The 21,234-nt window shown below is 67.6% G+C and carries 23 protein-coding genes and 1 other RNA gene; 7 read left to right on the forward strand and 17 right to left on the reverse strand.

Annotated features, from left to right (window positions below):
- Nucleotides 1-9: 9 nt before the first annotated feature.
- The 9 genes from VGN82_RS03250 to VGN82_RS03290 form a co-directional block, all read right to left on the reverse strand.
- The gene (locus tag VGN82_RS03250; RefSeq protein ID WP_327525552.1) at nucleotides 10-432 is read right to left on the reverse strand and encodes a DUF1036 domain-containing protein; all 423 of its coding nucleotides are present in this window, start codon (nucleotides 430-432) and stop codon (nucleotides 10-12) included.
- Nucleotides 433-519: 87 nt separating this feature from the next.
- Nucleotides 520-1,368, reverse strand: coding sequence for an urea carboxylase-associated family protein (locus VGN82_RS03255; protein WP_327525553.1), 849 nt, complete (start codon nucleotides 1,366-1,368; stop codon nucleotides 520-522).
- Between the two features lie 29 nt (nucleotides 1,369-1,397).
- The gene (locus VGN82_RS03260; protein WP_327525554.1) at nucleotides 1,398-1,736 is read right to left on the reverse strand and encodes a c-type cytochrome; all 339 of its coding nucleotides are present in this window, start codon (nucleotides 1,734-1,736) and stop codon (nucleotides 1,398-1,400) included.
- The gene (locus VGN82_RS03265; protein ID WP_327525555.1) at nucleotides 1,733-2,749 is read right to left on the reverse strand and encodes a peptidoglycan -binding protein; all 1,017 of its coding nucleotides are present in this window, start codon (nucleotides 2,747-2,749) and stop codon (nucleotides 1,733-1,735) included. The genes VGN82_RS03260 and VGN82_RS03265 overlap by 4 nt, the downstream gene beginning before the upstream one ends.
- Before the next feature lie 49 nt (nucleotides 2,750-2,798).
- Nucleotides 2,799-3,812 carry a flagellar motor protein MotA gene (locus tag VGN82_RS03270; RefSeq protein WP_327525556.1) on the reverse strand — a complete coding sequence of 338 codons (1,014 nt, stop codon included), beginning with the start codon at nucleotides 3,810-3,812 and terminating at the stop codon, nucleotides 2,799-2,801.
- 187 nt (nucleotides 3,813-3,999) lie between these two features.
- Nucleotides 4,000-4,785 (reverse strand): inositol monophosphatase family protein, encoded by a 786-nt coding sequence (locus tag VGN82_RS03275; protein ID WP_327525557.1) that lies wholly within the window; start codon nucleotides 4,783-4,785, stop codon nucleotides 4,000-4,002.
- A 95-nt stretch (nucleotides 4,786-4,880) separates the two neighbouring features.
- Nucleotides 4,881-5,807: a tetratricopeptide repeat protein gene (locus VGN82_RS03280; protein ID WP_327525558.1), complete on the reverse strand. Its 927-nt coding sequence runs from the start codon at nucleotides 5,805-5,807 to the stop codon at nucleotides 4,881-4,883.
- Nucleotides 5,804-6,457, reverse strand: coding sequence for a thiamine phosphate synthase (locus VGN82_RS03285; RefSeq protein WP_327525559.1), 654 nt, complete (start codon nucleotides 6,455-6,457; stop codon nucleotides 5,804-5,806). The genes VGN82_RS03280 and VGN82_RS03285 overlap by 4 nt, the downstream gene beginning before the upstream one ends.
- Nucleotides 6,454-7,608, reverse strand: coding sequence for a benzoate/H(+) symporter BenE family transporter (locus VGN82_RS03290; protein ID WP_327525560.1), 1,155 nt, complete (start codon nucleotides 7,606-7,608; stop codon nucleotides 6,454-6,456). The genes VGN82_RS03285 and VGN82_RS03290 overlap by 4 nt, the downstream gene beginning before the upstream one ends.
- Before the next feature lie 203 nt (nucleotides 7,609-7,811).
- On the opposite strand from VGN82_RS03290, the gene VGN82_RS03295 reads away from it, so the two are divergent.
- Nucleotides 7,812-9,830 carry a PhoX family protein gene (locus VGN82_RS03295; protein ID WP_414644188.1) on the forward strand — a complete coding sequence of 673 codons (2,019 nt, stop codon included), beginning with the start codon at nucleotides 7,812-7,814 and terminating at the stop codon, nucleotides 9,828-9,830.
- Nucleotides 9,831-9,845: 15 nt separating this feature from the next.
- Here the strand turns inward: VGN82_RS03295 and VGN82_RS03300 are convergent, their stop codons facing one another.
- The 8 genes from VGN82_RS03300 to tkt all read right to left on the reverse strand — a co-directional run bounded on the left by VGN82_RS03300 (nucleotide 9,846) and on the right by tkt (nucleotide 17,318).
- The gene (locus VGN82_RS03300; protein ID WP_327525561.1) at nucleotides 9,846-10,133 is read right to left on the reverse strand and encodes a YciI family protein; all 288 of its coding nucleotides are present in this window, start codon (nucleotides 10,131-10,133) and stop codon (nucleotides 9,846-9,848) included.
- Between the two features lie 14 nt (nucleotides 10,134-10,147).
- On the reverse strand, nucleotides 10,148-10,738 hold the full coding sequence (locus VGN82_RS03305) for a TetR/AcrR family transcriptional regulator (RefSeq protein ID WP_327525562.1): 591 nt from the start codon (nucleotides 10,736-10,738) through the stop codon (nucleotides 10,148-10,150).
- Nucleotides 10,739-10,935: 197 nt separating this feature from the next.
- A complete protein-coding gene (gene fba / locus VGN82_RS03310; RefSeq protein ID WP_327525563.1) occupies nucleotides 10,936-12,018 on the reverse strand; it encodes a class II fructose-bisphosphate aldolase in 1,083 nt (360 codons plus the stop codon).
- Between the two features lie 92 nt (nucleotides 12,019-12,110).
- The gene (locus VGN82_RS03315; protein ID WP_327525564.1) at nucleotides 12,111-12,368 is read right to left on the reverse strand and encodes a hypothetical protein; all 258 of its coding nucleotides are present in this window, start codon (nucleotides 12,366-12,368) and stop codon (nucleotides 12,111-12,113) included.
- A gap of 72 nt (nucleotides 12,369-12,440) precedes the next feature.
- Nucleotides 12,441-13,634 carry a phosphoglycerate kinase gene (locus VGN82_RS03320; protein ID WP_327525565.1) on the reverse strand — a complete coding sequence of 398 codons (1,194 nt, stop codon included), beginning with the start codon at nucleotides 13,632-13,634 and terminating at the stop codon, nucleotides 12,441-12,443.
- 8 nt (nucleotides 13,635-13,642) lie between these two features.
- Nucleotides 13,643-14,101 carry a hypothetical protein gene (locus tag VGN82_RS03325; protein ID WP_327525566.1) on the reverse strand — a complete coding sequence of 153 codons (459 nt, stop codon included), beginning with the start codon at nucleotides 14,099-14,101 and terminating at the stop codon, nucleotides 13,643-13,645.
- Between the two features lie 70 nt (nucleotides 14,102-14,171).
- Entirely contained in the window at nucleotides 14,172-15,182 is a 1,011-nt protein-coding gene (gene gap / locus VGN82_RS03330; protein WP_327525567.1) for a type I glyceraldehyde-3-phosphate dehydrogenase, read from the reverse strand.
- A 138-nt stretch (nucleotides 15,183-15,320) separates the two neighbouring features.
- Nucleotides 15,321-17,318, reverse strand: coding sequence for a transketolase (tkt, locus tag VGN82_RS03335; RefSeq protein ID WP_414644189.1), 1,998 nt, complete (start codon nucleotides 17,316-17,318; stop codon nucleotides 15,321-15,323).
- Between the two features lie 335 nt (nucleotides 17,319-17,653).
- Between tkt and VGN82_RS03340 the strand changes: the two genes are divergently transcribed.
- The 6 genes from VGN82_RS03340 to VGN82_RS03365 all read left to right on the forward strand — a co-directional run bounded on the left by VGN82_RS03340 (nucleotide 17,654) and on the right by VGN82_RS03365 (nucleotide 21,226).
- Nucleotides 17,654-18,022, forward strand: a complete 369-nt coding sequence (locus VGN82_RS03340; protein WP_327525568.1) for a DUF4164 domain-containing protein — start codon at nucleotides 17,654-17,656, stop codon at nucleotides 18,020-18,022.
- A 12-nt stretch (nucleotides 18,023-18,034) separates the two neighbouring features.
- A complete protein-coding gene (locus VGN82_RS03345) occupies nucleotides 18,035-18,403 on the forward strand; it encodes a cell division protein ZapA (RefSeq protein WP_327525569.1) in 369 nt (122 codons plus the stop codon).
- Between the two features lie 36 nt (nucleotides 18,404-18,439).
- On the forward strand, nucleotides 18,440-19,528 hold the full coding sequence (locus VGN82_RS03350) for a D-alanine--D-alanine ligase family protein (protein ID WP_327525570.1): 1,089 nt from the start codon (nucleotides 18,440-18,442) through the stop codon (nucleotides 19,526-19,528).
- Nucleotides 19,529-19,582: 54 nt separating this feature from the next.
- Nucleotides 19,583-19,739: non-coding RNA, 6S RNA (gene ssrS, locus VGN82_RS03355), on the forward strand.
- A gap of 8 nt (nucleotides 19,740-19,747) precedes the next feature.
- A complete protein-coding gene (locus VGN82_RS03360; protein WP_327525571.1) occupies nucleotides 19,748-20,332 on the forward strand; it encodes a 5-formyltetrahydrofolate cyclo-ligase in 585 nt (194 codons plus the stop codon).
- A gap of 69 nt (nucleotides 20,333-20,401) precedes the next feature.
- Nucleotides 20,402-21,226 carry a TIGR00282 family metallophosphoesterase gene (locus VGN82_RS03365; protein ID WP_327525572.1) on the forward strand — a complete coding sequence of 275 codons (825 nt, stop codon included), beginning with the start codon at nucleotides 20,402-20,404 and terminating at the stop codon, nucleotides 21,224-21,226.
- Nucleotides 21,227-21,234: the final 8 nt, after the last annotated feature.

A 21,234-nucleotide genomic window follows, 5' to 3' on the forward strand; every position in this document is an offset into this window, starting at 1 on the left:
GCGCGGCGCTCAGGAGGTCAGGTTGATCGTGTACTTACCCGCGTTCGGGACCGTGCCCTTGAAGCCGACGCTGCGCTCGCCTGTCGCGCAGGTTCCGCCGACGATCTCGCGGGTGATCGCCCGGCTGGGCACGCAGAAGGTCTTGTCGACGCCGGATGCGGCAGGCCAGTGCAAGGTCCGGCCTTCCTTTTCCGCATAGTAGTAGAACAGCGCGGTGTTCCAGCGGCCGACGCTCTTGCAACTGCCGGCGGGAATCGTCTGCCAGGCGGTCAGCGTCCATTTCCGGGTCGCCTGTGGGACATGGGCCAGCGCGGTGAAGATCTTCGAGCCGGTCTTGTTGCAGAAGAAGACTTCGGTCTGCTGTTGCTGGGCGACGACCGGCGTGCCAGCCGACATCACGGCGGCGAACGCCGCCAGGCCTGCTATCCTCATTCTGCTTCCCCCCGGAAACCGGTTTTCCGTATCGCAACCATCTGTCTTCCGTAGGGGCATGCTTGTCAAACGACGCCCGGACGGCTGTCAGAGGCCATGCGTGCGGGGATAGGCGCTCGGCTCTGGCGCCTTCCAGCCGGCCAGCAGCTCCGGCTCCGTCCTGAAGATCTCGACCTTGAGCGGGTAGCAGGCCGCGACGTCGCTGGAATGGGTCGTGCTGCAATCGCCGCCGGGGCAGGCGGAGAGCGCGCCCAGCAGATCGATCTCGGCGAAGAACTCGATGAAGTCGCCCGGCCGCACCGGGCTCGCCTTCATGAAATACTGGTGCGTGTCGCGGGTGAAGCCCGTGCACATGAAGACGTTGAGCACGTCATGGACATGCATCTCGGCCTCGCGCACCGGCAGGCCCTTCGCCTTGGCGAGCGCGCGCGTCAGGTTGGAATGGCAGCAATGGTGGTAATCGTCGCCGGAGAGCAGGCGGTTGGTGTAGGGGTCGCAGCGCGTGCCGATGACGTCGTGGATGCCGCCGCCATCCGCGTCCCAGCCATACCAGGCCAGCGTATCGTGAGTGATCGTCGCCATGGGGCGCAAGTTGGGCAGGCTGCTCCAGAGCCGGTCTCCGGTCGAGACATGGGTGGCGTGGAGCTGGCGCGTCTTGCCGCTGAAGAAGCGCTCCGAAAGATCATGGGCGTTCCAGAGGTTGAGATCGCCGACCTGCGGGCCCTCGATGCCGACGATCCGGAAGAAGTGCCCCTTGGGTACGCGGAAGGACGCGGCGTCGCGCGGGGCGACGATGACCTCGTCCGTCTTCGTCAGCCGATCGCGGGCGCGGCCGAGCATCGCCATGTCCGGCACCGGCAGGGCGTCGACCGGATAGCAGACCACGGCGGGTCTAGCGCGGCGCTCGGCCGCGTCGGCGGGTTCGATGGGCGGCATCGGTGCGCTCCCTTTCCTGACCTGGTCGCTCAGCGCGGCGGCAGCGCCGCGTAATAGGCGGCGAGGGCCGCGATCTCCTGCAGCGACATGGCGCGGGCCATGTAGCGCATCTCCTTGTGAGCGCGCCTGCCTGAGCGGAAGGCGAGCATCTGATTGTAGAGGTAGCGCTCGTTCTGGCCGGCGAGATGCGGCACCTCGGTGTCGCGCGCGATGCCGTCCTCGCCATGGCAGCGGGCGCAATCCTCGATGGTCGAGGTCCGCGGCTCGGCCAGGGCCGGAGCTGCGACGAGCCACACGGCAAGAGCGAGCGCGGCCCGACGCGCCGGCCGCTGGCCGCACCTGCGATAGTTCGACATGCGGTCGGTCACCGTTCGGTGATCTTGAACTCGATGCGGCGGTTGCGACGCCAGGCGTCGTCGTTGTTGGCGACGTCCAGCGGCTGGTATTCGCCGAAGCCGGTGGCGGCGATGCGGTCGCTCGGCAGCCCCTTGCTGATCAGGTACTCGACAACGGCGATGGCGCGGGCCGAGGACAGGTGCCAGTTCGAGGGGAATTGCGGCGAGCGGATCGGCCGGTTGTCGGTATGGCCGTCGACGCGCAGGATCCAGGGAATGTCCGGCGGCATCTCGCGACCGAGATCGATGAGGATCGCGGCCAGCTTGTCGAGTTCGCCACGGCCTTCCGGCTTCAGCACGGACTGGCCGGCATCGAAGAAGACCTCTGACTGGAAGACGAAGCGGTCGCCGACGACGCGGATGTCGGGCCTCGTGCCGAGAACCTGGCGCAGGCGGCCGAAGAAGTCCGAGCGGTAGCGCGCCAGTTCCTGCACACGCTGGGCCAGCGCCACGTTAAGCCGCGAGCCGAGTTCGGAGATGCGGGCCTGCGAGTCCTTGTCCTTGGCCTCGGAGGCGCTGAGCGCTTCCTCCAGTGCGGCGAGCTGGCGGCGCATCGCGATGATCTGCTGGTTGACGAGGTCGACCGTCGACTGCGCGCGGGCGGAGAGCTGCTTTTCGGCCTCGAGCGCCTTCTGCGCCTCGCCGAGCTGGGCGGCCGAGTTCCCCGGCTGGGCGTTCAGCATGTCCTGGATGCGGCCGCGCTCGGCTTGTTCCCGCGTCAGCGAGGATTGCAGCAGGGTCAGGTTTTCCTGGGCCTGGCGGCTGGTGGACCGCTCGAGCGCCAGCAGGTCGGTGAGCTCCGAGATCTGCTTGTTCAGCCGTTCGAGGGCGGTGTCCTTGCCGGTCAGCTCCTGTGACAGGAAGAACTGGCCGAGCACGAAGACCGAGAGCAGGAAGACGATGCCGATCAGCATCGTCGACAAGGCGTCGACGAAGCCCGGCCAGAAGTTGAGCTCTTCGCGACGGTGCGAGCGGGAGAGGGCCATCGCGGTCAGGCTCCTGCAGGTTGCACGGCGGCAGGCATGGGGAGCACCATCAAGGCTCCATCACATTGTCGGCGGTGAGGCGCTCGAGCAACCGCTTCAGATCCTTCTCGCGTGCCGCCTGCGCCTCGACCCAGTCGCGGATCAGCTGTTGCTCGGAACGCATGTGCTGGACGAGGCCCTGGATGCCTTCGGCGAGATTGGCCAGGGCCTGCGTCGCGGCCCGGTTGTTGGCGCCGCTCTCGGCCATGGCGGCTCCGAGCCGATCGAGCCTGTCCGAAAGCGGGCCGCCGGACAGGGGCTGGAGACCGACCATAGGGGTGGCGGCGATGGTTCGGGTGCCGAGCCAGCTCTCGACCTCGTTGCGGAAGCGGCGCTGCGCCTGGGCGACCTGCAATTCGAGGAAGCCGAGGATCAGCGAGCCGGCGATGCCGAAGAGCGAGGACGAGAAGGACAGGCCCATGCCGGCGAGCGGGGCGGCAAGGCCGGCCTTCAGCTCGTCGAACAGCACGCCGGCCTCGGCACCGGTGCGCAGCGACTTGATGACGTTGCCGACCGAGGAGACGGTGTCGAGCAGGCCCCAGAAGGTGCCGAGCAGGCCGAGGAAGACCAGAAGCCCGGCGAGATAGCGCAGCACCTCGCGCCCGTCATCGAGCCTGACGGCGATCGATTCGAGCACGCCGGCGGCTTGGGACGGCTCGAGGCTGCGGTCGTCGAGCGCCGTCAGGACCGGGCCGAGCGGCGCGATGACCTGCCCGCGCTGGACCTGGGCCAGGGCGGGGGCGGCAGCCAGCCGCGTCGCGGCGCGCGCCTCGCTGTGGAGGCGCCAGAGTTCGCGCAGCGCGATCAGCACACCGACCAGCAACGCGCCGAGAATCAGGCCGTTCAGGCCCGGATTGGTCATGAAGGCCGAGATCAACCCGGCCTGGAGAATGAAGCAGAGGAAGCCGATCAGGGCGAGGAACAGGATCGCACGGATGGCGTAGCGCAGGGGTCGCGAGAAGCGGGTTTCGTCCCGCACAGGCGCGGCCGTTTCCGCCTCGGCCGCCAAATCCTCGTTCGCCATGCTTCGTCTTCCGTTCGTCGCTACAAGTCGAAGAGCGAAAGCATGATGTTGCCCGAAAACCGGTTCCCACTTTTCGGCATCATGCTTTTCCGCGGCGGGAACTGTCGCCTCCCGTGCCGCGATGATCAAGCGCGAAAGATCAAAGACATATGACGAGCTGTCGACGGCCGCAGGCCGCCGGCCCGGATCAGGCCGCCTTGAGGGCAGCCCGCAGCGCCTGCTCGCCGATCTCGTTGCCGCAGATGACGTCGCGCGCCATGGTCGGCTGCTTGCCGTCGAGCGTGCCGAAGGTGCCGCCGGCCTCGCGGATCATCACGGCGCCGGCCGCGAAATCCCAGGTGTTGAGGCCGCGCTCCCAATAGCCATCCATGCGCCCGGCCGCGACATAGGCGATGTCGAGCGCCGCCGAACCCATGCGCCTGACGTTCGAGAAGTGGGGCATGACTGCGCCGAGCTCACGCAGGAAGAGCGCATGTCCGCCCTTGCCGATATGGGGCACGCCCATGCCGATCAGCATCTCGGCCGGCTCGCGACGGCCCGAGACCCGCATGCGGCGGTTGTTGACATAGGCGCCCTTGCCCTTTTCGGCGATGAAGAGCTCGTCCTTGGCGGCGTCGTAGACCACGCCGGCGATGAACTGGTTGTCGCGCTCGAGCGCCACCGAGATGTTCCAGTGCGGGATGCCACGCAGGAAGTTGTGCGTGCCGTCGAGCGGGTCGATGTGCCAGCGGTTGCTTTCGTCGGTGCCCTGGACGACGCCGCTTTCCTCCATCACGAAGCCGTAGCCAGGGCGGGCCTTTTCCAGCGCGCCGCGAATGATCTCCTCGGCCTTGTGGTCGGCCTTGGAGACGAAGTCGCCCGGCCCCTTGGCGAGAACCTGCAGGTTCTCGACTTCGCCGAAATCGCGCTTCAGCGAACGGGACGCCTTCATCACGGCGTCGGTCATCACGGTCATCAGGGGGGAGCGGATCATCTCAACCTCGTTCGCGCCATCCGGCGCCATCCTGCGGCGCTCAAGCCCGGGCGCCCGTCAGTTCATCACAATTCAGCCGGTCACTTGCTCGCCTGTCAGGGCGACGTCAAGGCCGCGCCTTCGATCCGGCTGGCCGCAAGGCGCGCGGCACGGCCCTGCTGTTCGGGCGTGAGGCGGTCGAAGAGCTGTTCGAGCGCCGGGTCGTCGAGGCCGCGTGCCCGCGCCGCGAGATACCACGCGGCCGCCTGGATCGAGTCCGGCGGAATGCCGCGGCCGATCTGGTAGAGCCGCGCGATGCGGTTCTGCGCGATCGGGTTGCCCTTGTCGGCGGCGCGCAGAAAGAGCTTCGCGGCGGCGGTCTCGTTGGCTGCGACGCCGGTGCCATTGAACAGCATGATGGCGTATTCGATCTCGGCGGGGACATGGCCGACAGCGGCCGCCCTGGCCATCCATTCGGCCGCCGCGACGTCGCTCTTGGGCAGGCCGCGCCCCTGCTTCGCCAGCGTGCCGAGCGCGTGCATGGCGTCCGGGATGCCGGCATTCGCCGCGATCTGCAGGCTCTTCACGGCGGCCTCGTCGTCAGTGGCCTGTCCGGTCGCCAGCAAAGCGAGGGCGAGGTTGTAGTTGGCGGCGGCATGGCCTGCGGCTGCCGCCTTGCGCAGCAGGGTGCCGGCGCGGGCCGTGTCACCACGGCCACCTGCCTCGCCGAAGAGGGCGATCGCCAGCGCATAGGTCGCATTGATGTCGCCGCGCGCGGCAGCGCGCTCGTACCATTCCGTCGCGACCTTCTGGTCGGGGGGGACGCCGAGACCCTGCCGGTAGAGCTCGCCGACCAGCGTCATCGCGGCAGCGTCGCTGCTATCGGCCTCGATCCGCTTCAGCGCCTCGCTGAGCGCACGGCGGTAATGGCCGGTCTGATAGGCGGCGTAGGCGGCATCGCGCTCGGCTGCCGTGGCGGGAAGCGTCAGGGGCAGGCCGGCGAGCAACAGCAGGGCGGCAAGGCCGCGGTGCATGCGCCTCATCTCGCGGCTTTCCGCGCGATACGGGCGGCGATGGCCTCGTTTGCCTCGGCGACGAGGGCGCGGATGTCGCGGCCTTCCTCGAAGGCCCAGGCTCCCAGTGCGACGAACTCCGCGCCGGTCTCGACCAGCGCCGGCACCGATTCCGGGTCGGGCGCATAGGCGACGCAAGGGGTCTCGAAGATCTCGGCCCACCAGCCGGCGCGTTCGATGACGGCCGGCAGCGGCGGCACGCTGCCGTCGGGCCGTGGCTCGCCGAACATGACGTAGTCGACGCCGGCCTCGCCGATATCCATGGCGTCGTGCCGGGCGCGCAGGCCGCCGGCGCCGATGATGCGGTCGCCCTTGAGGCTGGAGCGCGCCTCGGCGACGGCCTCGACGCCGCCGGTCAGGTGCATGCCGTCGGCGCCGCCGCGCGCCACAACCAATGCGGAGGCCTCGACGACCAGCGCGACATTGGCGGCCTGGACAGGACCTGCGAGGCGCTTGACGCGTTCGATGCGGCTGCGGTCGTCGCCTTCGGCAAGGCGCAGCAGCACGGCTGCGAGATCGCCGCCGGCCTGAGCCTGCATCAGCTTGAAGGCCATCGCGTCGGCATCCGCGACGAGCGGGGTGACGAGCATCAGGCGGGTGGTTGGGTTCTGGCTGGTCATGATCTTGCGCGCAAACGGCCCGCGACTGCGTCCAATGTCAAGACGCTGAGGCCGGCGACGAGGCTCCAGAAGGCCGATCCCACCCCGAACAGCGTCAGGCTGGAGGCGGCGACGGCAAAGGCGATGACGGCGGCGACGCGCTCCTTCTCGGAAGCCATGGCCTGGCCGAGCGCCCCCGTCAGCGAGCCCACCAGACCCAGCCCCGCGACCGCGACGATCAGCGCCTTCGGCATCGCGAAGATCAAGGCCAGCAGGAGACCCGCGCAGGCGGCGATGGCGAGGTAGGCGAGCCCGTAGAGCACGCCGGCCTTCCAGCGCTGGCCCGGGTCGGGATGCGTGTCGGGGCCGGTGCAGATCGAGGCGCTGATCGCGGCCATGTTGACCATATGGGCGCCGAAGGGCGCGGTCACGAAGGAGGCGAGCCCGGTCACGAAAAGGCTCGCGGTCGTCGGCGGCTTGTAGCCGGCCGCACGCAGGACGGCGAAGCCCGGCAGGTTCTGCGCCGCCATGGTGACGAGATAGAGCGGGACGCCGACGCCAAGCATGGCTGCCATATCAAGGCGTGGTGTGACGAATTCGAGGCCGCTGAACGCGAGCGGGCCCGTCGGCCAGTTCGCCAAGCCGAGGCCGAAGCTGAGTGCGATGCCGGCGAAGAGCGCCGCGATCACGCCGAGAAACGGATTGATCAGCCGCGCCAGCAGAAAGACAGCCAGAAGTGGCAGCACGAGCCCGGGCGAGACTCGCATCTCGTCGAAGACCGCGACGACGAAGCGAAAGATCACGCCGGCCAACATCGCGGCAGCGATCGGCATCGGGATCTTCTCGATCAGCGCACCCAGCGGACGGAAGGCGGCGGTCAGCATCATCAGCGCCGCCGCGACCAGGAAGGCGCCGACGGCGGCTGCCATGTCGAGCCCGCTGGTCGCGGCGATCAGCGCGGCGCCGGGCGTCGACCAGGCGCAGATCATCGGCATCCGGTAGCGCCATGACAGCCAGATGCCGGCCCCGGCCTGCGCGATGGCGAGACCCGCGATCCAGGAGATCGCCTGCCCAGGCGTCGCGCCGACGGCCTGCGTCGCGGCAAGCACGACCGCTACGGAGGCGGAGAAGCCGACAAAGGCCGCGACGAGGGCCGAAAAGACGATCGACATGCGGAACCTGCGGCGTAAACGGCCGGATGCGGCGAGGCGGGTGCATCCTTCAACCAGAAAGTGCCTCGGGCCGGAAGGGCCTGTGCGTGCGGCGGGCATGTCCGAGGCGCCTTGCGGCAGACATTGTCACCGCAGCGTCACCGCTGCCGCCTATCGCTCGATTTCCTCCAATGACAATCTGAAGCTTCGTCAGGACCGGGCCCATGAGCGACGAAACCAAGAGCGACGAGACGCAGTACGAATCGACCTTTGGCGCCAGCATGCTCGAGCATGAGGATGCCGCGCCGCAGAACCCGACCGACAATCCGACGATGGGCGAGCTGATCTCGCAGCGCTTCTCGCGCCGGGGGCTGCTCAAGGGCGCGCTCGCGGTCTCGGCGATCTCGGCGACGGTCGGCACGCTCGCGCTGGAGACGGCCGAGCAGGCTCAGGCGCAGGGCATTAAGACGGCCTTCGCCTTCAAGGAGGTCGAGGCCGGCGTCGATGCCGACCACCATGTCGCAGAGGGCTACGACGCGGACGTGCTGCTGCGCTGGGGCGATCCGATCACCGCCGGTGCGCCCGCCTTCGATCCGGCCGGGCAGACACCGGAAGCCCAGGCCCAGCAGTTCGGCTACAACAACGACTTCGTCGGCTACCTGCCGATGCCGGGCGCGGCCGACCCGTCGGCGCATGGCCTGCTCTTCGTCAATCACGAATACACCAACCCGCATCTGATGTTCCCGGGCGTCGTCGAGATCAAGGACGGCAAGCCGGTGATGAAGAATGCGACGCCGGAGCGCTTCCGCATCGAGGCGATGGCGCATGGCGCGACGATCGCGGAGATCCGCCGCACCGACGGCAAATGGGCGCTGGTCAAGGACTCCAAGTACAATCGCCGCATCACCGTGGCGACCGAGATGCAGCTCTCGGGGCCGGTCGCCGGCAATGACCGCGTCAAGACGGGGGCGGATGGCAGCGGTCGCAAGGTCTTCGGCACGCTGAACAACTGCTCGGGCGCGATGACGCCCTGGGGCACCTTCGTCACCGGGGAGGAGAACTTCCACGGCTATTTCTCCGGCAAGCTGCCGGAGGGCCATCGCGAGGAGGCGAACTACAAGCGCCTCGCCGTTCCGTCCTCGCCCTATGCCTGGGGCCGCTTCGAGGAGCGCTTCGATCTGGCGAAGGAGCCGAACGAGGCCAACCGCTTCGGCTGGGTGGTCGAGGTCGATCCCTTCGATCCGAATTCGGTGCCGAAGAAGCGCACCGCGCTCGGCCGCTGCAAGCATGAGGGCGCCGACAACATCGTCGCGAAGGACGGCCGCGTCGTGGTCTATCTCGGCGACGACGAGCGCTTCGACTATGTCTACAAATTCGTCACGGCCGGGCGCTTCGACCCGAACAACCGTACCGCCAATCTCGACCTGCTCGATTCCGGCACGCTCTACGTCGCGAAATTCGCGGCGGACGGCGCCGTCGAATGGCTGCCGCTGGTCTTCGGCCAAGGCCCGCTGACGGCGGGCAACGGCTTCCAGAGCCAGGCCGACGTGCTGATCGAGACGCGGCGTGCCGGCGACCTGCTCGGGGCCACCAAGATGGACCGGCCCGAGGACATCACGCCGAACCCGGTCACGGGCAAGGTCTATGTGATGCTGACCAACAATACGAGCCGAAAGGACGGTGAGGTCGACGCGGCCAATCCCCGCGCCAAGAACGCCTTCGGCCACATCATCGAGATCATCGAGGATGGCGGCGACCACACCGCGACCAAGGGCCGCTGGGAGATCCTGCTGAAATGCGGCGATCCGTCCGTCGCGGAAGTCGGCGCGAGCTTCTCGACCGACACGACGAAGAGCGGCTGGTTCGGCATGCCGGACAATGCAGTGGTCGATTCCGCCGGGCGTCTCTGGGTCTCGACGGACGGCAACGGTCCGGATGTGACAGGCCGCACCGACGGGCTCTGGGCGGTCGATACCGAGGGCGGGGCGCGGCGGACCTCCAAGCTGTTCTACCGGGTCCCGCATGGCGCGGAACTCTGCGGCCCCTGCTTCACGCCGGACGACACCACGGCCTTCGTCGCCGTGCAGCATCCGGGCGACGACGGCCCGGACTGGCCTGCCTTCGGCCGCCGCTCCTATTACGAGGACCTGTCGACGCGCTGGCCGGACTTCAAGCCGGACATGCCGGTGCGGCCCTCGGTGGTGGCGATCACCCGCAAGGGCGGAGGCAAGATCGGCGTTTGAGCGGGCGAGGCCGGCTCAGCCCATCAGGAACGCGAGCCGAGCGTCGGCGCGGCCCGGCGCGATTTCGAGGATGTCGGCGCTGACGACATCCTCGACCACGAACGGGTCCTTCCCGAGGCGGGCTTCGAGTTCGGCACGCGTCACGCCATGGGCGAGCACGACGCCGCCAAGACCGGGCTTCAGGCTGCCGGTCATGAGGAAGACGCCGTCATCGAAGCCGTCCCTGATCCAGTCATTGTGGGCCGGCATCAGGGCAGGGGCCTGGGCCTTGTTGGCGGAAAAGCGCAGCGTGACGACGAACATGGGAGCCTCGTGCTTCAGGTTTCCGGCGGGAGCGGTGCGGCGGGGCTCAGCGACTCCAGCCAGAGACTCATCGCCTCGACTTCGCGCCGGATGAAGGCTTCGTCGCGGAAAGCGGCAGCGAGCGTGGCGACGCCCTGGCTGCGCATGAGCAGATGCATGGCGAGGGCGTCGGCATCGGCCGCCCGGCCGAGAAGGCTGAACTGACCCGCCAGCCACTCCCGGAACAGCGTGAAGAGCTCGCTGGCGCGGCTGCTGGCGATATGGTCGAGCTTGGCGAGTTCGGCGCACAGAGTGCCGACGGGGCAGCCATAGAGCATGATCTCGGCCCGGTTGCCTATCAGCATGGCGATGAAGCTGCGGATGCGTTCGACAGGAATGTCGGCTGCGGCCAGCCAGCCGGCGAGAAGCAGGCGGATGCGCTCCAGCCGGAGCGTGATGACGGCGTCGAGGATCTCGTCCTTGGCCTTGAAATGATAGTAGAAATTGCCGCGCGAAAGGCCGGTGGCCGCCGCGATGTCGGCGAAGGCGGTCGCCTCGAAGCCGCGCTCGTAGAACAGCCTGTCGGCGGCTTCGACAATGTGTTGGCGCGTGGCAGCTGCGGCCATTGCTGGGTCCCTTCGGCCGATTGGCTTGCCGGTTCGATCCAGGCTTAGGTCGATCGTCCTAATCGCGTTAGTAGGACGATTGACCTAAAGACGTCAAGCGCCCACCGCCCGACAACGCAGAACGCCGCCGGGTGAGCCGGCGGCGTTCTGGTCGATCGGCGAATGGCTGTCGAAAGCTGCTGTCGCAGCCAGGCCGGTCAGGCCGCCTTCTGCGAGCCGAAGGTCGGGTCGAGCTCGCCCTTGGCGTAGCGCTTGGCCATCTCGGCAGTGGTCGCGACGCGCTTGATCTTCGAGGCCTGGCCGGCGGTGTTGAACTCCTGCAGGCGCAGCGTGCAGAGCTTGGTCATCGCCTCCATGGCGGGCTTCAGATACTTGCGCGGGTCGAACTCGCCGGGATGCTCGGAGAGAATCTTGCGGATCTGGCCGGTCATCGCCATGCGGTTATCGGTGTCGATGTTGATCTTGCGGACGCCGTGCTTGATGCCGCGCTGGATCTCCTCGACCGGCACGCCCCAGGTCTGGGGCATCTTGCCGCCGTACTGGTTGATGATGTCCTGAAGGTCCTGCGGGACCGAGGAGGAGCCGTGCATGACGAGGTGCATGTTCGGCAGCTTCTTGTGGATCTCCTCAATGACATGCATCGCCAGGATCGCGCCGTCAGGCTTGCGGGTGAACTTGTAGGCGCCATGCGAGGTGCCCATGGCGATGGCGAGCGCATCGACCTTGGTCTCGGCGACGAACTTCACCGCTTCCTCGGGGTTGGTCAGGAGCTGGTCGTGGGAGAGCTTGCCCTCGAAGCCGTGGCCGTCCTCCTTCTCGCCCTCGCCGGATTCCAGCGAGCCGAGCACACCGAGCTCACCCTCGACCGAGATGCCGCCGAGATGGGCCATCTCGGTCACCGTGCGGGTGACGCCGACATTGTAGTCCCAGTCGCCGGGGGTCTTGCCGTCGGCCTTGAGCGAGCCGTCCATCATCACCGAGGTGAAGCCAGCCTGGATCGCGGTCATGCAGGTCGCCGGCTCGTTGCCGTGGTCGAGATGCACGCAGACCGGGATATACGGGTAGATCTCGGTGACCGCGTCCATCATGTGCTTGAGCATGATATCGTTGGCGTAGGAGCGGGCGCCGCGCGAGGCCTGGATGATGACGGGCGCGTCGGTGGCATCCGCCGCCGCCATGATGGCCAGAGCCTGCTCCATGTTGTTGATGTTGAAGGCGGGGACGCCGTAGTCGTTTTCGGCGGCGTGATCGAGCAACTGGCGGAGCGTAATACGGGCCACGATGGAACTCCCCTTGAAGGCAAATGGATGTGGGGAGGGTTTAGCGGCGAACTGCGACGAAGGTAAAGCGAAAGCGGGAAAAGCGCTTAAGATCAGCGCACGCGCGCCTCGAGTACGCGGACACGCTCCTCCACAGCGGCCAGTTCCTCCGCGAACTGGCCTGCGGTGGCCTTCGCCATCACGAGCAGGCCAGCCGTATCGCGGCGCTGCTTGCGGACGAGGCCTTCCAGCCCAACGAAACGGTTCTCCACCTTCTCGAAGCGTGCGCTCGTTTCCACGCGAAAAGCCGAGAGGTCGGCCTGAATACTCTTCAGGATCTCGAACATCGCCGTCTGCACGTTCTCACTCACGGTGACCTCCCGTCTGGCGATGAGAACATAGCATAAACACGCGCTGCCGCAAGGGCAGCGCGCCGTTGTCGATCATGCCTTCCTGAGCGCCTCGACGCCCGGCAGGGCCTTGCCTTCCATCCATTCGAGGAAGGCGCCGCCGGCGGTCGAGACATAGGTCAGGTCGTCGGCCACGCCGGCATGGTTCATCGCCGCGACGGTGTCGCCGCCGCCGGCGACTGCGACCAGCGTGCCGTCCTTCACTCGCTTGGCGGCCGCCTTGGCGACGGTGACGGTTGCCGTGTCGAAGGGCGGCAGCTCGAAGGCGCCGAAGGGGCCGTTCCAGACCAGCGTCCTGACGGTGTCGAGCTTGAGCACGACCTCGGCAACGCTGAGCGGGCCGGCGTCGAGGATCATCTCGTCGGCCGCGACCTCGCCGATCTGGACGACGCGATGGCCGGGATGGGCCTTGAACTCGCGGGCGACCATGGCATCGACCGGCAGCAAGATCTCACAGCCGGCGGCCTTGGCCTTCTCCTCGATTTCGCGGGCGGTGGCGGCAAGGTCATGCTCGCAGAGCGACTTGCCGACATCGACGCCGCGCGCTGCGAGGAAGGTGTTGGCCATGCCGCCGCCGATGACGAGCACGTCGACCTTCTTCACGAGGTTGCCGAGGAGATCGAGCTTGGTCGAGACCTTGGCGCCGCCGACGATCGCCATGACCGGGCGGGCCGGGTTGTCGAGGCCGGCGGAAAGCGCTTCCAGCTCGGCCTGCATGGTCCGTCCGGCATAGGCCGGCAGGACATGGGCGAGGCCCTCTGTCGAGGCGTGCGCCCGGTGGGCAGCGGAGAAGGCGTCGTTGACGAACAGGTCGCCATTGGCCGCGAGCGCCTTGACGAACTCCGGGTCATTCTTCTCGTCGCCAGCGTGGAAGCGGGTGTTCTCGAGCAGCAGGACCTCGCCGTTCTTCGCGGCCGAGACCGCCTTGGCGACGTCCTCGCCGACACAGTCGGCCACGAAAGTGACGGGCGTCCCGAGTGCATGGGCCAATGCCGGCACGACCTGCTTCAGGCTGTTCTTGTCGTCGCGGCCCTTCGGCCGACCGAAATGCGCGAGGAGGATGACCTTGGCGCCCTTGGCCGAGATTTCGCGGATCGTCGGCAGGATGCGGTCGATGCGGGTCGCGTCGGTGACCTTGCCGTCCTCCATCGGGACGTTGAGGTCGACGCGAACGAGGGCACGCTTGCCGGCGAGGTCGGCGTCGTCGAGCGTCTTGAAGGCGGTCACGGCAGCGCTCACGGCAAGAGCTTGGGCATGAGGCCCGGCACGCCGAAGCGCAGGACGAGAATGGTCAGGATGACGGTGAGGACGGCGGTGACGATCGCCGTGGTGAACAGGGTGGCGGCACGCGGCGTCGCGTCGACGCGGTCACGCAGGCCCGCGATCTCGCCGCGGATCGCCGCGAAATCCATCGTACCGGCCGCGGCGTCGACCTTGTGGGCGCTGCGCTCCAGCGAAGCTTCGGCGCGGGTCAGGACGGCCTCGTAGCGGGCGAACTTCTCCTCGATGCGCGCTGCCTTCTCCTCGATGCGGGAGAGCTGATCGAGCTGGCGTGGCTCCTTGGCCGGTGGGGCCTCGGTCGCGGGCGCGGCGCTCCCGACGACATAGGGCGCGCCATAGGCCGGTGCGGGCGTGGCGGTCGTCGGCAGGGAAGCGTCGCCTTGCGACGCGACGGTCGGCTCGATCTTGGCCATGGTCGTTCCGTTCGTTTCGGGAAAGGAGCGAGGCCGCGCCAGGCTGGCGCGACCTCGAAAGAGCGTCAGCTCAGAGCAGCTTGCCCATGGCGACGGCGGTGTCGCTCATGCGGTTCGAGAAGCCCCACTCGTTGTCGTACCAGGACAGCACGCGCACGAACTTGTCGTCCATGACCTTGGTCTGGTCGAGGGCGAAGGTCGAGGAATGCTGGTCGTGGTTGAAGTCGATCGAGACGTTCGGCTGGTCGGTGACGCCGAGGATGCCCTTCAGCGCACCGCGCTTCGACGCCTTGATGATGGCGTCGTTGATCTTCTCGACGGTGGTCTTGCGCTTCGAGATGAACTTGAAGTCGACGACCGAGACGTTCGGGGTCGGGACGCGGATCGAGGTGCCGTCGAGACGGCCCTTCAGCTCGGGGATGACGAGGCCGATGGCCTTGGCGGCGCCGGTCGACGTCGGGATCATCGACATCGCGGCGGCGCGGCCGCGGTAGAGATCCTTGTGCATCGTGTCCAGCGTCGGCTGGTCGCCGGTGTAGGCGTGGATCGTGGTCATGAAGCCCTTGTCGATGCCGACGGCGTCATGGAGCACGCGAACGACCGGCGCGAGGCAGTTCGTGGTGCAGGAGGCGTTGGAGACCACGAGGTGGTCCTTGGTCAGCTCGCCCTGGTTGACGCCGAAGACGACGGTCAGATCGGCGCCGTCGCAAGGGGCGGAGACCAGGACGCGCTTGGCGCCGGCGGCGAGATGGGCCGAGGCCTTCTCCTTGGTGGTGAAGATGCCGGTGCATTCCAGCGCGATGTCAACGCCGAGCGCCTTGTGCGGCAGATCCTTCGGATCACGCACGGCAGTGACCTTGATCGGGCCGCGGCCGACATCGATCGTGTCGCCGGAGACCGTCACCGTGCCGGGGAAGCGGCCATGCACGGAGTCGAAGCGGAAGAGATGGGCGTTGGTCTCGACCGGGCCGAGATCGTTGATCGCCACGACCTCGATGTCCTTGCGCTTCGACTCGATGATCGCCCGCAGAACGTTGCGCCCGATGCGGCCGAAGCCATTGATCGCCACCTTGATCGTCATCTCAATCCTCTCCTTCGGGCCTAGACAGGGCGCCAGCACGCCATTCATGCGGGCAATTCGGCCAAAGCGTGGCCGGACGCAAGTGTTTCGGTGAGAAAATCGGGATGATGCCCGATTCTCTCACGCATCCTGGGTGTGTCAGGCGTTGTGACGCTTGATCGCAGCCTCGGCCACGGCCTCCGGCGTGATGCCGAAATGCTTGTAGACCTCCTTGTAGGGAGCGCTCGCCCCGAAGGAGGACATGCCGACGAAGATGCCGTCATGGCCGATCACGGCATCCCAGCCGAAGCGGACACCAGCCTCGATCGCGATCTTGACCGGGGCCGTGCCGATGATGGCGGCCTGGGTCGCCTCGTCCTGCTGCAGCAGCAGTTCGAGCGAGGGAACCGAGACGACTCGCGCCTTGATGCCCTTTTCGGCGAGCAGCTTGCGGGCGGCCACCGCGATCTCGACCTCGGAACCCGAGGCGAAGAGCGAGACCTGCGCCTTGCCGCCTTCGGCCGCCAGCAACTCGTAGCCGCCCTTGGCCGAGCGGTTGGTCGCTGTCGCGTCGGTGCGCAGCTGCGGCAGGTTCTGGCGGGAGAGGGCGAGCACGGTCGGGCCGCTCGTGTTCTCCAGCGCGAACTGCCAGGCCTCGGCGGTCTCGATCGTGTCGGCCGGGCGGAAGACATGCATGTTCGGCATGGCGCGCAGCGAGGCGATCTGCTCGATCGGCTGGTGCGTCGGGCCGTCCTCGCCGAGGCCGATCGAGTCATGGGTCATGACGTAGACGACCGGCAGGCCCATCAGGGCAGCGAGGCGCATCGAGGGGCGGGCATAGTCGGCGAAGACGAGGAAGGTGCCGCCGCCGGTGCGGAAGCCGCCATGCAGGGTGATGCCGTTCATCGCGGCTGCCATGCCGTGCTCGCGGATCCCGTAGCGGACATAGCGGCCCTTTGGGGTCTTCGGGGTGAAGTCCAGGGCGGCCTTGGTACGGGTGTTGTTGGACGGGGTCAGGTCGGCCGAGCCCATCACCAGCTCCGGCATCACCGAGGTGATGGCCTCGAGCGCCAGCTCCGACGCCTTGCGGGTTGCGACCGCCTGCGGCGCGGCGACCAGCGCCTTCTTGTGGGCGAGGATGGCCTTAGCCAGCTTCACCGGCACGCCATGGGTGAGGCGACGCTCGAACTCGGCGCGCTTGCGCTCCGAAAGGGCGCCGAAATGGCTCTTCCAGTTGGCGTGGGCGTTCGTGCCGGCCGCACCATGGCCGCGCCAGGCCTTGAGGATGTCGGCCGCGACCTCGAAGGCGCCACCGGTGATGCCGAGCGCCTTCTTGGCGGCGGCGAGTTCCTCGGCGCCGAGCGGCTCGCCATGGGCCTTGGAGGTGCCGGCCTTCTTCGGCGCGCCGAAGCCGATCACCGTCTTGCAGGCGATCATGGTCGGCTTGCTCGACTTCTGGGCGCGGCGGATCGCAGCCTCGATGGCGTCGGGATCATGGCCATCGACGCGCTCGGCCCGCCAGCCGCAGGCCTTGAAGCGGGCGACCTGGTCGACATTGTCGGTGATCGAGAGCGGGCCGTCGATCGAGATGCCGTTGTCGTCCCAGAGCACGATCAGCTTGTTGAGCTTCAGGTGGCCGGCGAGCGCGATCGCCTCCTGGCTGATGCCCTCCATCAGGTCGCCGTCGGAGGCGAGCACATAGGTGTGGTGGTCGACGACCTTCTTGCCGAACTCGGCAGCGAGCATGCGCTCGGCCATCGCCATCCCGACGGCGGTGGCGAGACCCTGGCCGAGCGGGCCGGTGGTGGTCTCGACGCCCGAGGTCATGAAGTTCTCGGGATGGCCCGGCGTCTTCGATTCGAGCTGGCGGAATTTCTTGAGGTCGGCGAGCTCCATGCCGGGCGTGCCGGTGAGATAGAGCAGGGCGTAGAGCAGCATCGAACCGTGGCCGGCCGAGAGCACGAAGCGATCGCGGTCCGGCCAGCGCGGATCGGCCGCATCATACTTCATCACGCGCGTGAAGAGCACGGTCGCGACGTCGGCTGCGCCCATCGGCAGGCCCGGATGGCCGGATTTCGCCTGCTCGACCCCATCCATCGCGAGCGAGCGGATGGCGTTGGCGAGCTTGTCGTGCTGGACACGGTCGATCGTGGTCATGAGTCTCTCAGGCTCCGTCTGGCGGGAGGACGAGGCCGCGGCCAAATCCTGCGCGGGCGGCAGGCCGGGACGGTCCGAAATTCCGATAATGCTCGTATCGCTACGAATGGTGGCTCGATTAGGCTGTGGGGTCGCTGCGAGTCAATTCGCCCAGACGCAGTCCCGACGAGCAAAGCGATGCCGCGTTTTCGCCTTGCTGCAACCGCGAAGTCAGCAAGAGGGGCCAAGCCTTTGGGATCGGGAGGCATCTTCGCGGTCCCGATTCCCGTTTTTGCGCAATTTGGTCTAGGATTCCGAATCGTGTGAGCCGGCTTCGATCTGAAGGGAGAGCGAACGTGGCGAGCCTGATGCTGGAGAATGCCCTGATGCGCCTCGACGGCGCCCTGGCGCAACTCGAGGCCGCGGCGCGGCGGCGTGTCGAAGCTGAACGCGGCCGGGCCAATCTGGAGACGGAACTGGCGCTGATGCAGGACGACCGGGCGAGGCTCGCAGCGGAGCTCGACGGCGCGACGGCGAGGCTTGGCGATGTCGAGACCGCCGCTGCCGATGTCGACCAGCGCCTGCAGCGTGCGATGAACGTCATCGGCGCCGTGATCGCGCGTGCCGAGGCCGAACCGGTGGAAACGCCCGGCCCGGAACAGGACGAAACTGAAACAGACTATCCGGAACTGGCCGAGGCCGGTTCCGGTGGCCGGGAGCATTGAGCGGGGAACGTCATGCCGCAAGTCAATGTCACGATCGCGGGCAAGGCCTACCGCATGGCCTGCGGCGAGGGCGAGGAGCCGCATCTGGAAGGCCTCGCCCGCATCTATGACGGCAAGATCCAGGAAATGCGCCAGGCTTTCGGCGAGATCGGTGACATGAGGCTTCACGTCATGGCCGCGCTGATGGTGGCCGACGAGGTCTCCGAATTGCAGCGGCGGGTCGTGAGGCTCGAAACCGACCTTGCCCTGATCCAGGGCGATGCCGGGGCGGCCGACCGACGCCTCGGCGAGGTCGAGGACCGTGCGGCGGAGGCACTGATCGTCGCCGCGGAGCGGATCGAGGGCGTGGCGCGCAGCCTGATTCCGGGCCCCGTGGGCTGAAGCCTGTCATTGAGATCGACGCGAGATATCCAGTTGATGACCACCAGATTGCGGGTTGCTGTTCTCCTGGGCGGGCAATCCGCCGAGCACGACGTCTCCATCCTCTCCGCCGGCAATGTCGTGCGGGCGATCGACAAGGCGAAATACGAGGTCGTGCCGATCCTGATTAGCCGGAGCGGGGAATGGAGCCTGCTCGAGCTGCAGAACGGCGTCCTGCCCGACCCGATCCCGGAGGGCGGCGCCGAGATCTGCCTGCTGCCGGGCGGCCGGGGCCGGCTGCTCTGCGTGCCGAAGGGGCGCGCGCCCGAGGAACTGCCGGCCGTCGATGTCCTGTTCCCGGTCCTGCACGGGCTGAACGGCGAGGACGGCTCGATCCAGGGGCTGGCGCAGATCGCCGGCGTGCCGCTGGCGGGCTGCGGTATCCTGGGGTCGGCCACGGCGATCGACAAGGAAATCGCCAAGCGCCTGTTGCGGGAGGCCGGGCTTCTGGTCGCGCGCTCGGTCACGGTCCGACGCGGCGAGGCCCCATCCTTCGACGAGGTCAGCGCGGCGCTCGGACTGCCGCTCTTCGTCAAGCCCGCGCGGCAGGGCTCGTCCGTCGGCGTCAGCAAGGCGACGACCGCAGAGGAGTTCGGCGCTGCGCTGGCCGAGGCCTTCAGGTTCGATCAGAAGGTGCTGGTCGAGGAGTTCATCCAGGGGCGCGAGATCGAATGCAGCGTCCTCGAGCAGGTCGATGGCGAGACGGTCGTCTCCGTTCCCGGCGAGATCGCGCCTGCCGCGAGCCACGGCTTCTACACCTATGAGGCCAAATATCTCGATGCCGACGGCGCGGCGATCAACATCCCCGCCGACCTGCCGGTCGAGGTCGCAGAGCGGATCAGGGGACTGGCGCTTCAGGCGTTCCGGGCGCTCGGCTGCGACGGCATGGCGCGCGTCGATTTCTTCGTGCGGCCGGACATGAGCGCCGTGGTCAACGAGATCAACACGATCCCGGGCTTCACCGATATCAGCATGTATCCGAAGGCCTTGGCGGCAAGCGGGATCGCCTATCCAGACCTGATCGACCGGGTGATCCGGCATGGGCTGGCGCGGGCCAAGGCAGCGGAGAACGTGGGCAAGGCGTAAGCCAGCTTCAACTCGCCTCTGGCGCTTTGCCGGCGCATTCCCTACATTGGTTCGGCTGGGCTGCCTGGTGCGTGCGAGTCATGTATTCCCGGGCCCATACGACTCCCTAGGGAGCTGTCCCTGACCAGGTCCCTGGACCCGGACACACGGCGCCCACCTACTTTAGTAGGTGTCCCGGGATCGAAATCTCCACGGCCGAGGTGGCTCAGCACTGTTCCCATGACGGACACGCCTTTCCCTCCCGAAGCAGCCCGCCGCAAGGCCGCCTTGCGCGAGGCAGCGCTGGCGCGGCGTGACGCGCTCGAAATCGACGACCGGCTCGAATGGGATCCGGTGATCGCCGGGCGGGTTCTGGCGCTGCCGGTCTTCGGCGAGGGGGCCGGTCCGGTCTCGGCCTATTGGCCGATGCAGTCGGAGGCCGATCCGCGCCCCATCCTCGAGGGGCTGCATGAAAGCGGCTTGTCGCTTTGCCTTCCCGCGATCGTCGCGAAGCGGATGCTGTTCCGGCGCTGGGCGCCCTATGAACCGATCGTGCCCGGCGGTTTCGGCACGCTCGTGCCGCATCCCGCGGAGCCGGAGGTCGTGCCTGCGATCCTGCTGGTCCCGCTCGCCGCCTTCGACCGGCGCGGATACCGCATCGGGTACGGCAAGGGTTACTACGATGCGAAGCTCAGCGAACTCGGCCCTGTCGTCAGCATCGGCATCGCCTATGCCGCGCAGGAGATCGACGCGGTGCCCGACGAGCCGCATGATCGGCGCCTCGACTGGATCGTGACCGAACGCGAGACGATCGCCTGCGGTTGACTGGCGCCAGTTGATTCCAGGCGATATTCGGGCGACGGAAGGTCTTTGCCTCTTCCGGACCGTCTTCCCATGCGTTTTCTCTTCCTCGGTGATGTCGTCGGCCGCCCCGGGCGGACCGTGGTGCAGGAGCGCCTGCCAGGTCTGCGCGATGCCTGGGCCCTCGATTGCGTCGTCATCAATGGCGAGAACGCAGCGGGTGGCTTCGGCATCACGGAGGCGATCTGCGACGAGTTGCTGGCGGCTGGTGCCGATGCCGTCACCCTCGGCAACCATTCCTGGGACCAGCGCGAGGCGCTGGTTTTCATCGAACGCCAGGATCGGCTCGTGCGGCCGGCCAATTATCCGAAGGGTACGCCAGGGCGCGGAGCCGCGGTGATCGAGGCGCGGAACGGCGCACGCGTGCTGGTGGTCAACGTGATGGGCCGCGTCTTCATGGATGCGCTGGACGACCCCTTCCAGGCGCTCGAACGCGAACTGACGGCTTGCCCGCTCGGCGAGGTCGCAGACGCCGTGATCGTCGATTTCCATGCCGAGGCGACCAGCGAGAAGCAGGCGGTGGGCTATTTCCTCGACGGCCGCGCCAGCCTCGTCGTCGGCACGCATACGCATGTCCCGACCTCCGACACGCGCATCCTGCCGGGCGGCACGGCCTACCAGTCCGACGCCGGCATGTGCGGGGACTATGACTCGGTGCTGGGCATGCAGAAGGAGGAGCCCGTCAGGCGCTTCCTGCAGAAGACGCCGGGCGTGCGTTTCGAGGCGGCAACAGGCGAGGGCACGCTGACAGGTGTCGCGGTCGAGATCGATGACGGCACGGGGCTGGCGAAGGCGGTCTGGCCCGTGCGGCTCGGGCCGCATCTGAGCGAGGCCGTGCCGCCCTGGGCATTGGACTGAGTGCAGCC

Origin of the sequence: Allobosea sp. (assembly GCF_035999205.1) — a bacterium.
Classification (GTDB): Bacteria; Pseudomonadota; Alphaproteobacteria; order Rhizobiales; family Beijerinckiaceae; genus Allobosea.

What these genes read in the sequence shown, in the direction of transcription:
- VGN82_RS03250 (WP_327525552.1), bottom strand. Translation starts at nt 432, where the DNA reads ATGAGGATAGCAGGCCTGGCGGCGTTCGCCGCCGTGATGTCGGCTGGC.
- VGN82_RS03255 (WP_327525553.1), bottom strand. Translation starts at nt 1,368, where the DNA reads ATGCCGCCCATCGAACCCGCCGACGCGGCCGAGCGCCGCGCTAGACCC.
- VGN82_RS03265 (WP_327525555.1), bottom strand. Translation starts at nt 2,749, where the DNA reads ATGGCCCTCTCCCGCTCGCACCGTCGCGAAGAGCTCAACTTCTGGCCG.
- VGN82_RS03270 (WP_327525556.1), bottom strand. Translation starts at nt 3,812, where the DNA reads ATGGCGAACGAGGATTTGGCGGCCGAGGCGGAAACGGCCGCGCCTGTG.
- VGN82_RS03275 (WP_327525557.1), bottom strand. Translation starts at nt 4,785, where the DNA reads ATGATCCGCTCCCCCCTGATGACCGTGATGACCGACGCCGTGATGAAG.
- VGN82_RS03280 (WP_327525558.1), bottom strand. Translation starts at nt 5,807, where the DNA reads ATGAGGCGCATGCACCGCGGCCTTGCCGCCCTGCTGTTGCTCGCCGGC.
- VGN82_RS03285 (WP_327525559.1), bottom strand. Translation starts at nt 6,457, where the DNA reads ATGACCAGCCAGAACCCAACCACCCGCCTGATGCTCGTCACCCCGCTC.
- VGN82_RS03290 (WP_327525560.1), bottom strand. Translation starts at nt 7,608, where the DNA reads ATGTCGATCGTCTTTTCGGCCCTCGTCGCGGCCTTTGTCGGCTTCTCC.
- VGN82_RS03295 (WP_414644188.1), top strand. Translation starts at nt 7,812, where the DNA reads ATGAGCGACGAAACCAAGAGCGACGAGACGCAGTACGAATCGACCTTT.
- VGN82_RS03300 (WP_327525561.1), bottom strand. Translation starts at nt 10,133, where the DNA reads ATGTTCGTCGTCACGCTGCGCTTTTCCGCCAACAAGGCCCAGGCCCCT.
- VGN82_RS03305 (WP_327525562.1), bottom strand. Translation starts at nt 10,738, where the DNA reads ATGGCCGCAGCTGCCACGCGCCAACACATTGTCGAAGCCGCCGACAGG.
- VGN82_RS03325 (WP_327525566.1), bottom strand. Translation starts at nt 14,101, where the DNA reads ATGGCCAAGATCGAGCCGACCGTCGCGTCGCAAGGCGACGCTTCCCTG.
- gap (WP_327525567.1), bottom strand. Translation starts at nt 15,182, where the DNA reads ATGACGATCAAGGTGGCGATCAATGGCTTCGGCCGCATCGGGCGCAAC.
- tkt (WP_414644189.1), bottom strand. Translation starts at nt 17,318, where the DNA reads ATGACCACGATCGACCGTGTCCAGCACGACAAGCTCGCCAACGCCATC.
- VGN82_RS03345 (WP_327525569.1), top strand. Translation starts at nt 18,035, where the DNA reads ATGCCGCAAGTCAATGTCACGATCGCGGGCAAGGCCTACCGCATGGCC.
- VGN82_RS03350 (WP_327525570.1), top strand. Translation starts at nt 18,440, where the DNA reads ATGACCACCAGATTGCGGGTTGCTGTTCTCCTGGGCGGGCAATCCGCC.
- VGN82_RS03360 (WP_327525571.1), top strand. Translation starts at nt 19,748, where the DNA reads ATGACGGACACGCCTTTCCCTCCCGAAGCAGCCCGCCGCAAGGCCGCC.
- VGN82_RS03365 (WP_327525572.1), top strand. Translation starts at nt 20,402, where the DNA reads ATGCGTTTTCTCTTCCTCGGTGATGTCGTCGGCCGCCCCGGGCGGACC.